This is a genomic window from Rhodoferax sp. (assembly GCF_013297935.1).
Classification (GTDB): Bacteria; Pseudomonadota; Gammaproteobacteria; order Burkholderiales; family Burkholderiaceae_C; genus Allorhodoferax.
In genome coordinates, this window is the sequence record NZ_JAAFIX010000002.1 from 99,111 (window position 1) to 113,909 (window position 14,799).

A 14,799-nucleotide genomic window follows, 5' to 3' on the forward strand; every position below is an offset into this window, starting at 1 on the left:
TTCCCTGAAAGCGAGTCCCCCATGCTGTACCAGCTCTACGAAACCCAACGCTCCCTGATGGAGCCGTTTTCCGATCTGGCGTTGGCTGCTGCCAAGCTCTACAGCAACCCGCTGTCCATGGCCGGTCAAAGCCCGTTTGCCCAGCGCCTGTCTGCCAGTTACGACCTGATGCACCGTTTGGGCAAGGACTACGAAAAGCCCGAGTTCGGCCTGCGCACCATCGATGTAGACGGTGTGGACATCGCCATTCATGAGCGGGTGGAACTCTCCAAGCCTTTTTGCGAGCTGCGCCGCTTCAAGCGTTTTACCGATGACACCGCCACCCTGGAAAAAATCAAGGGCCAGCCGGTGGTACTGATCGTGGCGCCCTTGTCGGGCCACTACGCGACGCTGCTGCGCGACACGGTCAAAACCATGCTCAAAGACCACAAGGTCTACATCACTGACTGGAAAAATGCACGCCTGGTGCCCCTGGCCGACGGTGAATTCCACCTAGATGACTATGTGAACTACGTGCAGGAGTTCATTCGCCACGTGCAAGGCAAGTATGGAAACTGCCACGTGATGAGTGTGTGTCAGCCCACCGTGCCGGTGCTCGCTGCGGTGTCGCTGATGGCCAGCCGTGGCGAAACCACCCCGCTGTCCATGACCATGATGGGGGGGCCCATCGACGCCCGCAAGTCCCCCACCGCGGTGAACAACCTGGCCATGAACAAGAGCCACAGCTGGTTCGAGAACAACGTGATCTACCGGGTGCCCAGCAGCTTCCCGGGTGCAGGGCGTCGGGTCTACCCCGGCTTTTTGCAGCACACCGGCTTTGTGGCCATGAACCCCGACCACCATGCGAAGAGTCATTACGACTACTTCAAAGACTTGATGAAGGGCGACGATGCTTCCGCCGACGCCCACCGCAAGTTTTACGACGAGTACAACGCCGTGCTCGACATGGACGCCGACTACTACCTGGAGACCATCCGCGTAGTGTTTCAAGACTTTGCGCTGGTCAGCGGCACCTGGGATGTGCGAAGCGAAAAGGGCAAGATCGAACGGGTCAAGCCCTCAGACATCACCACCACGGCACTCTTGTCGGTGGAAGGCGAGTTGGACGATATCTCGGGCTCCGGTCAGACCCGTGCAGTGCACGACATCTGCAGTGGTGTCCCCAAGTCGCTGCAAAAGCACTATGAGGCGATGGGCGCCGGTCACTACGGCATCTTTTCCGGTCGCCGTTGGCGCGAGATGGTGTACCCGCAGGTCAAGGCATTCATCAAGAGCCACGACAAGCCCACTGGCGCACCCAAAGCTGTGAAGATCACTGCGGCACCCCCGGCAGCAGCTCCTGAAGCAAAAGTGACTCCAGCGCCCGCCAAGACTGCGCGAGCAGCTACCAAAAAAGTAGCAAGCAAGCGGGTCAGTACCGCCAAGTGAGTACTGTCCCGGAGACTGCGCCAGCGTTGGCGCATCAGCTTCTGGACGCACTGCCGCAAACGCAATGCACGCGCTGCGGTTACCCCGATTGCGCCGCTTATGCCGGCGCCATGGCACGTGGTGAAGCTCCCATCAACCAATGCCCGCCCGGCGGTGCTGAGGGCATTGCACGTCTGGCTGCCATCACCGGCAAACCCTTCATTCCGCTGAATCCGGAATTCGGGCTGGAGGCGCCACGCACCGTGGTGTTCATTGATGAAGACTGGTGCATAGGCTGCACACTGTGCATCAAGGCCTGCCCCACCGATGCCATCATCGGCAGTAACAAGCGCATGCACACGGTGATCGAGCCGCACTGCACCGGCTGTGAGCTATGCCTTCCGGTGTGCCCGGTGGATTGCATCATGGTGGAAACCGTTTCCGGTGAACGTACCGGTTGGGCAGCATGGAGCGCCGAAGAAGCCGCCAACGCTCGCCAACGTTATGAGAGCCGGCAGGTGCGGCAAGCGCGTGAAACCGAAGAACTTGCCCAAGCACTGGAGGCCAAAGCCCGCATGAAGCTGGCCGACCTGCCCGCCCATTCCCAGCACACCGATCCGGCTATCCTGGACAAAAAACGGGCGGTGATCGAGGCGGCCCTTGCCAGAGCCCGCGCCCGCAAAGCCACACCCGGCGCTGGAAATTGAGTCGGGCAGGTGAACCCTGCCCGACTCCAATCAAAGACTGCTCATCAGGCTCTTGTAGACGCCGCAGCCCACGTAGACATCGTCTACCTTCAGCACGTAAGACATCTTGGTTTGCACCCGGCCGGTGAGTGGGTTGGCAATCTCGTACTCCACCCAACCCGGATTTGCTTCCGCCTGGTGAATGATGGAGTCGATCAAGGCATTGCCATCGATGCCGGCGACATCCTGCACCCGGGTGCCGACCTTGGCCTGATTGCCCGCAAATGCGAGGTACTGCCCATTGCGGTCCAGAACGAAGACGTACATGTCACGGTCAAACAAACCGGAGTGCTGGGCCGTCACTTCGCGGATGAAACTGTCCCTGCTACCGCTACTGCGACGCAAATCCAACGCACGGCCCACCAAATCACGCGCCTCGTCCGCAGAACCCTGCTGCAGCTTGAATACCGACACCGCATCGGCCAACACACTGGCGCGGGTCTGCAGTGCGGTCGCTTGGTTCACCGCCTGCTCCACCATGGAAGCGTTTTGCTGGGTAATCTCGTCCAACTGGCGGATGGCGGTGGTGATTTCCGCCAGGCTGGCGCTCTGTTCCGCGCTGGACGCGGAGATCAAAGTCATATTGCCTGCGACCCCGCGCACTCCGTCAGCAATGGCCGTGATGTTTTTGCCGGCAGTACGGATTTGCTGCACACCTGCCGCGACCTGTGCGGTAGAGGTGGTGATGAGCTGGCGGATTTCCTTGGCTGATGCCGCTGAGCGTTGGGCCAAAGAACGCACCTCTGCCGCAACAACCGCAAAGCCCCGGCCTGACTCGCCCGCCCGGGCAGCCTCTACTGCCGCATTGAGGGCCAGGATGTTGGTCTGGAAAGCCAATCCATCAATTACGCCGACGATTTCATCCATACGGCGGGTGCTGGCTTCAATGGCCTCGATGGATTCAATCGCCTGGTTCATGCCGGCGGCGCCCTGTTCGGCTGTGGTGCGTACGCCTTGCGCCGCACGATCGGATTCCTGCGCCGCATTGGCGTTGTCCTTCACCGTGGAGGCCAGTTCCTGCACACTGGCCGAAGTTTCCTCCAGATTGGCGGCTTGCTGCTCGGTACGGTCTGACAGGCTGCGGTTGCCCTGCACCAGAACATCGCCTGAATTCGCCACCAGTGCTGAATTGCTGCGCACACTGGCCACCATCACAGACACATTGTTCACCATCACGTCCATCGCGTGGGTCATGTCAGACAACTCGTCTTTACCCAGGATTTTGACTTTATGCCTTAAGTTACCCGAAGCCGTTTGCTCCATAAACCTCAAGACTTGGCGGAGGTCCGACAAAAAGCTCATATTGAACGAAAGCATTAAATAGATCAAAAAAGCGACAGCGAAAATGCTTCCACAAATCAGTGCATACAAACCCCTGGTCAATGCTTTTTCCTGCTCTTTCAATAGTGACACCATCGTCTGATTGACTGCTTTGTGGTAGGCCCCGATCGCATCGATCGCCTGGGTGCCGGCAGCAAAGTAGGCTTCAGATTCGCCACTGGGGGCACCTGATTTGAAACGCTCCTTGGACAAGGCAACAAACTTCGCCACCGCGGATTGCGCCGCGTCGCCGCTAGCATCCTTGAATCCCACGCTGGCGAGAATTTGTTGAGAGTAAGCAACGTCTCTGGCCCAAGCAGCTAAAGCACCAGCCAACAGATTCACCCGGCCAACGGCATCTTCACTTAACTCAGGCCTGCTCAAGAAACCTGCGCCGGTTCCGCGCAAGCGGCCGATCTGCTCCCGCAAGGAAATCAACCTCGAGACGGACATATCCATCAGCAGATACGTCTGAGGGTCCGGGTCGTACAACAAGCCTGACTTGTCCGCCACTCCGTAAACAAAACGGGTCAGATCTTCCACCAGCGCGGTGTGAAAGCCGAAAGCTTGAGGGGCATCTTTGCCGTCCAGCTCCTTGACCAAGGTTTCCAAGCGGCCGCGCAGTTCTTTCCATTCGGGCGGCGCCTCCATCCCACGCTTGTCGTCCAAAAGGCGCTTGAGCTCACTGACCTCCTCTGCCAGCTTGCTGCGGGTCTGATCGCGGGCGCCGGTGGCAGCCGCGTTACCCAGGAGCACCATATTGGTTTGTCCGCGGTGGGCCTGCACGTTCCGGATCACGTCCGTGGCTTGTTCCACCACTTCCACGCCCATAACCTCTGCACGGGTAATCTGGAGCCCACTCAACGTTCGAGAAACTAGCTGCTCAACGATGAACAACAGGGGAACCAAGGCCACCAGAAACACAATGGCCAACTTGGAACCGAAGCGAATCTTGCGCATGACCCACATGCCGGGGTACAAAAACTTCACAAAGCTCATAACGGGCGTTCCTTGGAAATTTATCAACTGACTTGACTTTAGCGCTTTTCTACCGATTCAACCCACAAAATGGGGGGCCATGCCCCCCGTGTTTCCCCTCAAACTGAGGTGCCAGCGCGGCAAATCAGCCTAAAGCGGCTACCACCTCGGGCGGGGCCTGCACCAGCTCAATGAGCACACCTTCACCGGCAATCGGGAATTCGTCATTGCTCTTAGGGTGCAAAAAGGTGATGTCGTAACCCGCAGCCCCCTTGCGAATGCCACCGGGGGCAAAGCGCACGCCTTTGGCGGTGAGCCACTCCACCGCCACCGGCAGGTTGTCGATCCACAAACCCACATGGTTCAAGGGCGTGGTGTGTACAGCCGGCTTTTTGTCGGGGTCCATGGGCTGCATGAGGTCGACCTCGACCTTGTAGGGGCCGGTGCCCATGGAGCAGATGTCCTCGTCGACGTTCTCTTTCGCGCTTTGGAAAGTACCCGTAACCTCCAGCCCCAGCATGTCCACCCACAGGGTTTGCAGGCGCTTTTTGTCAGGGCCGCCGATGGCGATTTGCTGGATACCCAAGACCTTGAAGGGGCGCTTCGCTGCAGCAACGGTCATACAAACTCCACGATGGCTTGGTCGACAGACAAGCTTTCGCCTTTTGCGGCCAGCACCTTGCCCACCACGCCATCGGCGGCGGCAAACAGCACGTTTTCCATCTTCATGGCTTCGATCACGGCGACGCGCTCACCGGCCTGCACCTTCTGGCCGGGCACCACCGCCACATCCACCAGCAAGCCGGGCATCGGCGAAAGCACGTAGCGGCTCATATCGGGCGGTGCCTTGTGCGGCATGAGCTTGTGCAGCTCGGCCATGCGGGGGGACATGACCAGCGCATCAATGCGGGTGCCGTTGTGCTGCACGCGCAGGGCCAGCGGGTTCTTGGGCGTGCCGCGCTCCACCTGGGCGGTAAAGGATTTGCCGTTCACCGTGCCGGTGATGGCAATGTCGTTCAAACGCGATTTGCTACGAATAACATAGCTGCTCGCGCCCACTTTGACCTGGGCGGAGCCGGTTTCACCTTCAAACTCGTCCACATGCACCGGCGTGTAGCGGTTGTTGCCCGCGGCATCCAGCGTAACCACCACATAGTCTTTGCCTGCGTCCACGGCGTAGCCCGGTAACTGGCCGGACATGCCTGCTGCGCGCTCGCGCGACTTGCGCCGCACAAAGGCGGCCATCGCGGTCAGGAATGCTGCATCGTCATGCGGCACGTCTTCGGCAAAGAAGCCCTTGCCATAGTTCTCGGCGATGAAGCCGGTGTTGAAATCACCTGTCACAAACTTGGGGTGGGCCAACAGCGCGGCTTGGAACGGAATGTTGCTCGACACACCGCGGATCACAAAGCCGTTGAGGGCCTCGCGCATTTTGGCAATCGCGTCATTGCGGTCCCTGCCGTGCACGATGAGCTTGGCAATCATCGAGTCGTAAAACATCGGGATCTCGCCGCCGTCTTGCACTCCGGTGTCCACACGAACGCCTTGCAGGTGCGCGGTGTCGCCCTGCCACATGGACTGCTCGGGCGGCGCAAAGCGCACCAGGCGGCCGGTGGATGGCAAGAAGTTGCGGAACGGGTCTTCGGCGTTGATGCGGCACTCGATGGCCCAGCCGTCGCGCTTTACATCCGCCTGCGTGAGCGGCAGCTTTTCGCCCGCGGCCACGCGGATCATCAGCTCCACCAAGTCCAGGCCGGTGATGCACTCGGTGACCGGGTGCTCTACCTGCAGGCGGGTATTCATTTCCAGGAAGTAAAAGTCCTGATCCTTGCCGACCACAAACTCCACGGTGCCCGCGCTCTGGTACTTCACGGCCTTGGCCAGTTGCACCGCCTGCTCGCCCATGGCTTTGCGGGTGGCATCGCTGATGAAGGGGCTTGGCGCCTCTTCAATCACCTTCTGGTGGCGGCGCTGGATGGAGCACTCGCGCTCGTTCAAATAGATCACGTTGCCATGGCTGTCGCCCAGCACCTGGATCTCGATGTGGCGCGGCTCCTGCACAAACTTTTCGATGAAGATGCGGTCATCGCCAAAGCTATTGCGGGCTTCGTTCTGGCAGCTGGCAAATCCTTCAAACGCTTCCTTGTCGTTGAAGGCCACGCGCAAGCCCTTGCCACCACCTCCGGCAGACGCCTTGATCATCACAGGGTAGCCGATGCCTTTGGCAATCTCCACCGCCTGCTCAGGCCCGGCAATCGCGTCGTTGTAACCGGGGATGGTGTTGACTTTGGCCTCCAGCGCAAGCTTTTTGGAGGCGATCTTGTCGCCCATGGCGGCAATCGAAAACGCCTTAGGCCCGATGAAGGCAATACCCTCGTCCTCGCAGCGTTTGGCAAAGGCTTCGTTCTCGCTCAAGAAGCCGTAGCCGGGGTGCACGGCCTGTGCGCCGGTTTGTTTGCAGGCGGCAATGATTTTTTCAGCCTGCAGGTAGCTCTCGCGGCTGGGGGCAGGGCCGATGTGGACGGCCTCATCCGCCAGCGCTACGTGGCGGGCTTCCTTGTCGGCGTCCGAATAGACGGCAACCGTCTTGATGCCCATTTTCTTGGCGGTGGCAATGACGCGGCAGGCAATTTCGCCACGGTTGGCAATCAGGATTTTGGTGAACATATCTAGTCTCCTATTCGGGAATCAATGTATTGGCTTTGTGTAGCGGCCTGAAATAAACTGGGGTTGCAAGAGTGGCTTTAGGCCTGGGTGGGCGCCTCCGTGCGACCAAGCAGCAGGGCCTGTACAAAACGCTGTGGATCTTCCAGATCCGGAAAGTGGCCACAGGCCTCCAGCACCACCACCTCGGCGTGCGGCACATCGTGCTGGATGGCATGGGGCGAAGTGAACTTGTGCGAGCGGTCCTGCGTCCCCCACAATACGGTGCAAGGAATCCCGTGCAGGCGCGCCGCATCGGCCGGCTCGCGCAGCAGGCCCTGCACCACGCCGGCCAAACTGAAGCAACCACCACAGCGCAGCGCGTGGTGAGACACCCTGCGGAACGGCTCTGGGTCCGTAGTTTTAGGCAGCGCAATGCGGTACCAGGCAGAGGCCATCTTCTGGCGAAACACGCGGCTCAGCAGCTGCCCCACCACGGGCACTTTCAGTACCTTGGGCACCACACGGTCGGTCCAGCGGTGCATGGCCGCAAGCGATGGTGTTTGCGACAACACCAGCCGCTCCACGCGCTGCGGCGCCATCTGCGCCACGCGAATGGCGTAAAAGCCATTCGCACAACTCAGCGCCAGCGTCGCCTTGGCCACACCCAGCTGGTCCATCAGCTCCAGCATGCCCGTGGCACCGCGCTGCAGGCTATGGTCGTAAGTAGTACCGGGCGCAGAGAAGCCAAAGCCCGGCATGTCAAAACACAACACACGGTAGTGCGGCATCAGCAACGCAATCAGTTCCGCATAGTGTTCGATCACATTGGGGCCATCGGGCGACAGCACGATACACGGCTTGTCACCCCCCGAATCAAATACGCGGACGGCCGCTTGCGGGGTATCCACCCAGCGCACAGGCAAGGCGGCAGCCGGTGCCAGCCGTGCACGCCGCACGGCACCGGCACTCAGCCACGCGTCTAACCAGGCACTCCAGTTCGGCATCTCCATGCGCCTCAGAGTGGAATGTTCCCGTGCTTGCGCCACGGGTTTTCCAGCTTCTTGTCCTTGAGCATGACCAGGCTGCGGCAAATACGCTTGCGGGTCTCGCTGGGCAAGATCACATCGTCGATAAAGCCGCGCGCACCCGCCACAAAGGGGTTGGCGAAGCGGGCTTTGTATTCGGCCTCTTTGGCGGCCAGCTTGGCGGGGTCGCCCTTGTCTTCGCGGAAGATGATTTCCACCGCGCCCTTGGCACCCATCACCGCAATCTCGGCATTGGGCCAGGCCAGATTCACATCGCCGCGCAGGTGCTTGGAGGCCATCACGTCATAGGCGCCGCCGTAGGCTTTGCGGGTGATGACGGTGATTTTGGGCACCGTGCACTCGGCATACGCGTAGAGCAGCTTGGCGCCGTGCTTGATGATGCCGCCGTACTCTTGGCTGGTGCCTGGCATGAAGCCGGGCACATCGACAAACGTGACCACTGGGATATTGAAAGCATCGCAAAAGCGCACAAAGCGCGCGGCCTTAATGGAGCTCTTGATGTCTAGGCAACCGGCCAGTACCAGCGGCTGGTTGGCCACGATGCCAATGGTCTGGCCGTCCATGCGCGCGAAGCCGATGATGATGTTCTTGGCGTACTCGGGCTGGATCTCGAAGAAGTCGCCATCGTCCACGGTTTTGACGATCAGCTCCTTCATGTCGTAGGGCTTGTTGGGGTTGTCCGGGATCAGCGTGTCCAGGCTCAGGTCTTTGCGGTCGATGGGGTCGCCGCTCTTGCGCACCGGGGCCTTTTCGCGGTTGCTCAAAGGCAGGTAGTTGTAAAGGCGGCGCAGCATGAGGAGCGCTTCCACATCATTCTCAAACGCCAGGTCGGCCACGCCGCTCTTGGTGGTGTGGGTCACCGCGCCACCCAGCTCTTCGGCGGTCACTTCCTCGTGGGTCACCGTCTTCACCACTTCGGGGCCGGTCACGAACATGTAGGAGCTGTCTTTCACCATGAAGATGAAGTCGGTCATGGCGGGGCTGTACACCGCGCCACCCGCCGATGGCCCCATGATCATGCTGATCTGCGGGATCACACCGCTGGCCATCACATTGCGCTGAAACACGTCGGCATAGCCGCCCAAAGAGGCCACGCCTTCCTGAATGCGGGCGCCGCCCGAATCGTTCAGGCCAATCACAGGCGCACCGACTTTCATGGCTTGGTCCATGACCTTGCAGATTTTCTCGGCGTGCGCCTCGGAGAGCGCGCCGCCGAACACCGTGAAGTCCTGGCTGAACACAAACACCAAGCGGCCGTTGATCATGCCGTAGCCGGTGACCACGCCGTCGCCGGGAATCTTTTGCTCGTCCATGCCGAAGTCCACGCAGCGGTGTTCGACAAACATGTCCCACTCTTCAAAGGTGCCTTCGTCCAGCAGCACTTCGAGGCGCTCGCGCGCGGTGAGCTTGCCTTTTTTGTGCTGCGCGTCGATGCGCTTTTGCCCACCGCCCATGCGGGCCAGCTCGCGCTTGGCTTCCAGTTGTACGAGGATGTCTTGCATGCTTGTCTCCAAAAAATTCTCTTCAATGATTTACGACTGTTCAACAGTCAGATGATTCGTGAAAACGATGCTCGGCTTGAACTACCGATTTGATCGACGCGATGAAATCTCTAATCGCGGGATTGCCACCTTCAATGTGGGAAACTGAGGCTTCGATTTCACCCAGTCTCACAGCATGCGAGCCCGGGCCTTTGGCAGGATGGGTCAAGAATTCGTCAATAACTAGCAACTCGTCTGGCTCAGCTATCCATGTATCGCACGGGGTCGAAAATCCTAGCAAACCATCCTTGCTTTGCCACATCACTAACTCCCCGGAAGTATCAATTGGCAACTTCCCTGACCATGCTCTGGGTGTGAGGAGCAATCGAGGCGAGTACAGCGCGCGCTGTGCTTCGATCAACGATCGATCGCTGGCAGGATCGAAAACAGCGCCAGTGCGACACCACTTTTTAATGCTGGGGCGGTCTAAATTGCTATCAAGTAATCGAGCTTTCGCTATTGGAAAAGGTATCTGCTCCAGCTTGCTTAACTGACTGTGGAACCCGGACAAGTAGGGTTTTGCTGCAGCTTTTTCATCATCCCAGTGCTGATAAAGCATTCCAGACAAAGCAAGCCCGTGCTCATGCCGCGTATCGCCAAACCAAGATGTACCCAACAAATAATGCTTGCGCCTCCACGTAGCATGAAAAACCACATCCCCCGTCGATGTGATCTGAATTTCGGAAACATCTCCCGATGCAGTTGTAGGCATACCCAATACCTGAACCAAATTCTTATGTCCTTGACGAATGGTCTCCAAATGCCCTGCGGTAGGGTCAAGAGGGAGTTGGTACCAAACCTGTTCAATGGGACGGCCAGCGGCGAAGCAGTGAGCCTCCACGTATCCATACGGCAAACCAAAAATGTCACCAGAAACATCGATCACTGCGTTGCGCTTCGGCAATAAGTGACGCTCTATTGCAATGCCTCTCGCCTCTACATCCAAGAGAGTTGAGCCAAAAGGCAGCCAGTCCTTTCCCATGGCAAATTCTTTCAAAGGCAAGCTAGCCCCTACCCTATCGCCTCCGAACTTCCACGACTTCAAAAAAATCATCTGATTTTCGCTATCTATTTAGGAGCTGCTTGCGCAGTGAATTCGAGGGCTGAGAGCAGATTTCGTGCTGCAGTGCTGGCCGCCAGCTGACCAGCCTGCACCGCAGCGGTCAGGCGCGGCAACTGCTCGCGCACCGTGGGGTTGTGCTTGAAGGCCTGCTTCAGGCCCGCGTCGATGCGCTCCCACATCCACGCCAGCGACTGGTTCTGGCGGCGCTGGCTGAACAGGCCGTTGGCGGTTTGCAGGGTCTGGAATTCGGTCACGGCCGCCCAAAAGGTATCCACACCTTGGCCCAATAACGCACTCAGGCGGATGACCTGCGGTTGCCAGTGTTTGTCGCTGTGCGGGTCGTTCGGATTACCGTGCATGCCCAGCAGGCGCAGGCTGGAAGTGATCTGGGCTTGTGCGCGAGTGGCAGCATCGGCATCAATGTCGGCCTTGTTAATCACCACCAAGTCCGCCAGCTCCATTACGCCTTTTTTGATGGCCTGCAGATCGTCGCCCGCGTTGGGCAACTGCATCAGCACGAACATGTCGGTCATGCCCTGCACCGCTGTCTCAGACTGACCCACGCCCACGGTTTCCACAATCACGATGTCGTAACCCGCTGCCTCGCAGACCAGCATGGCCTCGCGCGTTTTCTCAGCCACGCCGCCCAGCGTGCCGCTGCTTGGGCTGGGGCGGATGAAGGCTTTCTCGTGCATGGAGAGGTGCTCCATGCGCGTCTTGTCACCCAAGATGGAGCCACCGGACACCGAGCTGGAAGGGTCAATCGTCAACACCGCCACGCGGTGGCCTTGGCCAATCAGATACAAGCCCAGCGCTTCAATGAACGTGCTTTTGCCCACCCCCGGCACCCCGCTGATGCCCAAGCGCAGCGACTTGCCGGTGTGCGGCAACAGCGCGGTCAGCAGCGCATCGCCCTGCGCGCGGTGGTCCACGCGGGTGGACTCCAGCAGGGTGATGGCTTTGGCAATTGACCTGCGCTGCAGGAGGGACTCGCCCCCCAGCAGACCGGCCTGCACGGCTTCAGGGGTCACCCGAGGGCCTTTTCAATCTGGCTCAGCACGTCGCGCGCACTCACCGGAATCGGTGTGCCCGGGCCGTAAATGCCCTTGACTCCAGCCGAATACAGGAAGTCATAGTCCTGGCGCGGAATCACACCGCCGACGAAGACGATGATGTCGTCGGCGCCTTGCTTTTTGAGCTCGGCAATGATGGCGGGCACCAGGGTTTTGTGGCCTGCGGCCAGCGTAGACACGCCCACCGCGTGCACGTCGTTTTCAATCGCCTGGCGGGCGCATTCTTCGGGCGTCTGGAACAGCGGGCCCATGTCCACGTCAAAGCCCAGGTCGGCAAAGGCGGTGGCCACCACTTTGGCGCCGCGGTCGTGGCCGTCCTGGCCCAGCTTGCTGATCATCACGCGGGGGCGGCGGCCTTGTTTTTCGGCAAAGCCGGCAATGTCGGCCTTCAGCGCGTTCCAGTACTCCATGGTGTCTCCTTGGGCCGAATCGTAGGCGGCTGCATACACGCCGCTCACCTTGTTGGTATCGGCGCGGTGGCGGCCAAAAGCTTTCTCCATGGCGTCAGACACTTCGCCCACCGTGGCGCGCAGGCGGATGGCCTTGATGCTCAGGTCCAACAGGTTGCCATCGCCGCTCTCTGCTGCAGAAGTGATAGCAGCCAGCGCAGCATCCACGAGGGCTGTATCGCGTTCTGACTTGATTTGTTTGAGCTTGGCAATCTGCGATTCGCGCACCGCCACGTTGTCAATGTCACGCGCCTCAATCACGTCTTCGGTCTTGAGCTTGTACTTGTTGACGCCCACGATCACGTCCTGCCCGCTGTCGATGCGCGCCTGCTTGTCGGCAGCGGCGGCTTCGATCTTGAGCTTGGCCCAGCCACTGTCCACGGCCTTGGTCATGCCGCCCATGGCTTCCACTTCTTCAATGATTTTCCACGCGGCATCGGCCATGTCTTGCGTCAGCTTCTCCATCATGTAGCTGCCGGCCCACGGGTCGATCACATTGGTGATGTGGGTCTCTTCCTGAATGATGAGCTGGGTGTTGCGGGCAATGCGCGCTGAAAATTCGGTGGGCAGCGCGATGGCTTCGTCAAAGCTGTTGGTGTGCAGGCTCTGCGTGCCGCCAAACACGGCGGCCATCGCCTCGATAGTGGTGCGCACCACGTTGTTGTACGGGTCCTGCTCGGTCAGGCTCCAGCCGCTGGTCTGGCAGTGCGTGCGCAGCATCAGGCTCTTAGGATTCTTGGCGTCAAAACCCTTCATGATGCGGCACCACAGCAGCCGCGCCGCGCGCATCTTGGCAACCTCCAGATAGAAGTTCATGCCAATCGCCCAGAAGAAGCTCAGGCGCCCGGCAAACTCGTCCACATCCAGCCCGGTGGCAATCGCCGTCTTCACATACTCCTTGCCGTCCGCCAGCGTGAAGGCCAGCTCCAGCGCCTGGTTCGCGCCCGCCTCTTGCATGTGGTAACCCGAGATCGAGATCGAGTTGAATTTGGGCATGTTCTTGGCCGTGTAGCCAATGATGTCGCCGATGATGCGCATGCTGGGCGCGGGCGGGTAGATGTAGGTGTTGCGCACCATGAACTCTTTCAGAATATCGTTCTGAATCGTTCCGCTGAGCTTGTCCTGGCTCACGCCCTGCTCTTCAGCGGCCACCACGTAGCCCGCCAGCACCGGCAGCACCGCACCGTTCATGGTCATGGAGACAGAAACCTTGTCCAGCGGAATTTCGTTGAACAGGATCTTCATGTCCTCCACCGAATCAATCGCCACACCGGCCTTGCCCACATCGCCGGTTACGCGCGGGTGGTCAGAGTCGTAGCCACGGTGGGTGGCTAGGTCAAACGCGACCGATACGCCCTGCCCGCCCGCGGCGAGCGCCTTGCGGTAGAAGGCGTTGGATTCTTCGGCGGTGGAGAAGCCGGCGTATTGGCGGATGGTCCAGGGGCGCACGGCGTACATGGTGGACTGCGGGCCGCGCAGGTAGGGCTCAAAGCCGGGCAGCGTGTCTGCGTGCTTCAAGTCCGCAGTGTCGGCTGCGGTGTAGAGCGGCTTGACGGCGATGCCATCGGGCGTAATCCAGTTCAGCGCGTCCACATTGCCGCCGGGCGCAGACTTGGCGGCAGCCTTGGCCCATTGCTCCAAGGTGGCGGATTGGAATTCAGGCGTCTTGTCGGTCATGGCGGGGTCGCAATCAAAGGCAATCAAGAGGGGAAACCGGTGGCGGTGTCAGCGCTGCAAGTTTACATTATTCATAATTATTGATTCAAAATATTCACTGGGGCTTACAATCCACCCACTTTTTGACCTGGCTCATTTTTTCGCTTTTCTACCCCACGCCACCGCATGTCCGCTTTGTTGTCCGATGCCCGCCCCGCTGTCTCTCTGGCGCCCCGCCCGCTCTATGAAGAGGTGGCCGAGTTGCTGCGCCAGCGCATCTTCAAGCGCGAGCTGGAGCCCGGCAGCTGGATTGATGAGCTGAAGATCGCCGAAGAATTCGGCATCAGCCGCACTCCCCTCCGCGAGGCCCTGAAGGTGCTGGCCGCCGAAGGCCTGGTGACCATGAAGGTGCGCCGCGGCGCCTATGTGACCGAGGTGTCGCGCCAAGACCTGGCCGACGTGTACCACCTGCTGAGCCTGTTAGAGAGCGACGCTGCCGGCGTGGTGGCCACGAAAGCCACCGACACCGAGCTGAAAGAACTGCAAGCCCTGCACAAGGCGCTGGAGACTGCGGCCAAACCCGGCAAAGACAAGGCGGCCAACACAGAGCAGTTTTTTGCGGTGAACGAGCAGTTCCACATGCGCCTGCTGGAGATCGCCAACAACCGCTGGCGCGACCAGATGGTGGCCGACCTGCGCAAGGTCATGAAGCTCAACCGCCACAACTCCCTGCTCAAGACCGGGCGGATTGCCGAGTCACTGGCGGAGCATCAGGCCATCATGCAAGCCCTGACAGCGCGCGATGCGCCCCTCACCGCGCAGCGCATGCGGGAGCATTTTGTGAATGGGTTGGAAGCGGCGAACTGAACTCCTA

Annotated in this window: 11 protein-coding genes; 3 read left to right on the top strand and 8 right to left on the bottom strand. The window is 59.9% G+C overall.

Annotated features, from left to right (window positions below):
• Positions 1-21 precede the first annotated feature (21 nt).
• Together phaZ and rsxB are read left to right on the top strand one after the other, a co-directional pair.
• Complete coding sequence (phaZ, locus tag QZW03_RS03735) at positions 22-1,428, top strand: polyhydroxyalkanoate depolymerase (RefSeq protein ID WP_296508470.1); 1,407 nt, start codon at positions 22-24, stop codon at positions 1,426-1,428.
• Complete coding sequence (gene rsxB / locus QZW03_RS03740) at positions 1,425-2,114, top strand: electron transport complex subunit RsxB (protein ID WP_296508472.1); 690 nt, start codon at positions 1,425-1,427, stop codon at positions 2,112-2,114. The genes phaZ and rsxB overlap by 4 nt, the downstream gene beginning before the upstream one ends.
• A 30-nt stretch (positions 2,115-2,144) precedes the next feature.
• Here the strand turns inward: rsxB and QZW03_RS03745 are convergent, their stop codons facing one another.
• The 8 genes from QZW03_RS03745 to scpA form a co-directional block, all read right to left on the bottom strand.
• Positions 2,145-4,472, bottom strand: a complete 2,328-nt coding sequence (locus QZW03_RS03745; RefSeq protein WP_296508474.1) for a methyl-accepting chemotaxis protein — start codon at positions 4,470-4,472, stop codon at positions 2,145-2,147.
• 124 nt (positions 4,473-4,596) lie between these two features.
• The gene (locus tag QZW03_RS03750; RefSeq protein WP_296508476.1) at positions 4,597-5,073 is read right to left on the bottom strand and encodes a VOC family protein; all 477 of its coding nucleotides are present in this window, start codon (positions 5,071-5,073) and stop codon (positions 4,597-4,599) included.
• Positions 5,070-7,118: an acetyl/propionyl/methylcrotonyl-CoA carboxylase subunit alpha gene (locus QZW03_RS03755; protein WP_296508477.1), complete on the bottom strand. Its 2,049-nt coding sequence runs from the start codon at positions 7,116-7,118 to the stop codon at positions 5,070-5,072. The genes QZW03_RS03750 and QZW03_RS03755 overlap by 4 nt, the downstream gene beginning before the upstream one ends.
• A gap of 77 nt (positions 7,119-7,195) precedes the next feature.
• Positions 7,196-8,107, bottom strand: a complete 912-nt coding sequence (locus tag QZW03_RS03760) for an alpha/beta hydrolase (RefSeq protein WP_296508479.1) — start codon at positions 8,105-8,107, stop codon at positions 7,196-7,198.
• Positions 8,108-8,112: 5 nt separating this feature from the next.
• A complete protein-coding gene (locus QZW03_RS03765; RefSeq protein ID WP_296508481.1) occupies positions 8,113-9,645 on the bottom strand; it encodes an acyl-CoA carboxylase subunit beta in 1,533 nt (510 codons plus the stop codon).
• A gap of 40 nt (positions 9,646-9,685) precedes the next feature.
• Positions 9,686-10,687, bottom strand: coding sequence for a hypothetical protein (locus QZW03_RS03770; RefSeq protein ID WP_296508483.1), 1,002 nt, complete (start codon positions 10,685-10,687; stop codon positions 9,686-9,688).
• 65 nt (positions 10,688-10,752) lie between these two features.
• Complete coding sequence (gene meaB / locus QZW03_RS03775; RefSeq protein ID WP_296508485.1) at positions 10,753-11,778, bottom strand: methylmalonyl Co-A mutase-associated GTPase MeaB; 1,026 nt, start codon at positions 11,776-11,778, stop codon at positions 10,753-10,755.
• On the bottom strand, positions 11,775-13,946 hold the full coding sequence (scpA, locus tag QZW03_RS03780; protein ID WP_296508963.1) for a methylmalonyl-CoA mutase: 2,172 nt from the start codon (positions 13,944-13,946) through the stop codon (positions 11,775-11,777). The genes meaB and scpA overlap by 4 nt, the downstream gene beginning before the upstream one ends.
• Positions 13,947-14,111: 165 nt before the next feature.
• Here scpA and QZW03_RS03785 point away from each other — a divergent pair, with 165 nt between their 5' ends.
• Complete coding sequence (locus QZW03_RS03785; RefSeq protein ID WP_296508487.1) at positions 14,112-14,792, top strand: GntR family transcriptional regulator; 681 nt, start codon at positions 14,112-14,114, stop codon at positions 14,790-14,792.
• Positions 14,793-14,799: the final 7 nt, after the last annotated feature.

Coding starts and splice junctions, on each gene's coding strand:
- QZW03_RS03765 (WP_296508481.1), bottom strand. CDS start 9,645: ATGCAAGACATCCTCGTACAACTGGAAGCCAAGCGCGAGCTGGCCCGC.
- phaZ (WP_296508470.1), top strand. CDS start 22: ATGCTGTACCAGCTCTACGAAACCCAACGCTCCCTGATGGAGCCGTTT.
- scpA (WP_296508963.1), bottom strand. CDS start 13,946: ATGACCGACAAGACGCCTGAATTCCAATCCGCCACCTTGGAGCAATGG.
- QZW03_RS03750 (WP_296508476.1), bottom strand. CDS start 5,073: ATGACCGTTGCTGCAGCGAAGCGCCCCTTCAAGGTCTTGGGTATCCAG.
- QZW03_RS03785 (WP_296508487.1), top strand. CDS start 14,112: ATGTCCGCTTTGTTGTCCGATGCCCGCCCCGCTGTCTCTCTGGCGCCC.
- QZW03_RS03760 (WP_296508479.1), bottom strand. CDS start 8,107: ATGGAGATGCCGAACTGGAGTGCCTGGTTAGACGCGTGGCTGAGTGCC.
- QZW03_RS03745 (WP_296508474.1), bottom strand. CDS start 4,472: ATGAGCTTTGTGAAGTTTTTGTACCCCGGCATGTGGGTCATGCGCAAG.
- QZW03_RS03755 (WP_296508477.1), bottom strand. CDS start 7,118: ATGTTCACCAAAATCCTGATTGCCAACCGTGGCGAAATTGCCTGCCGC.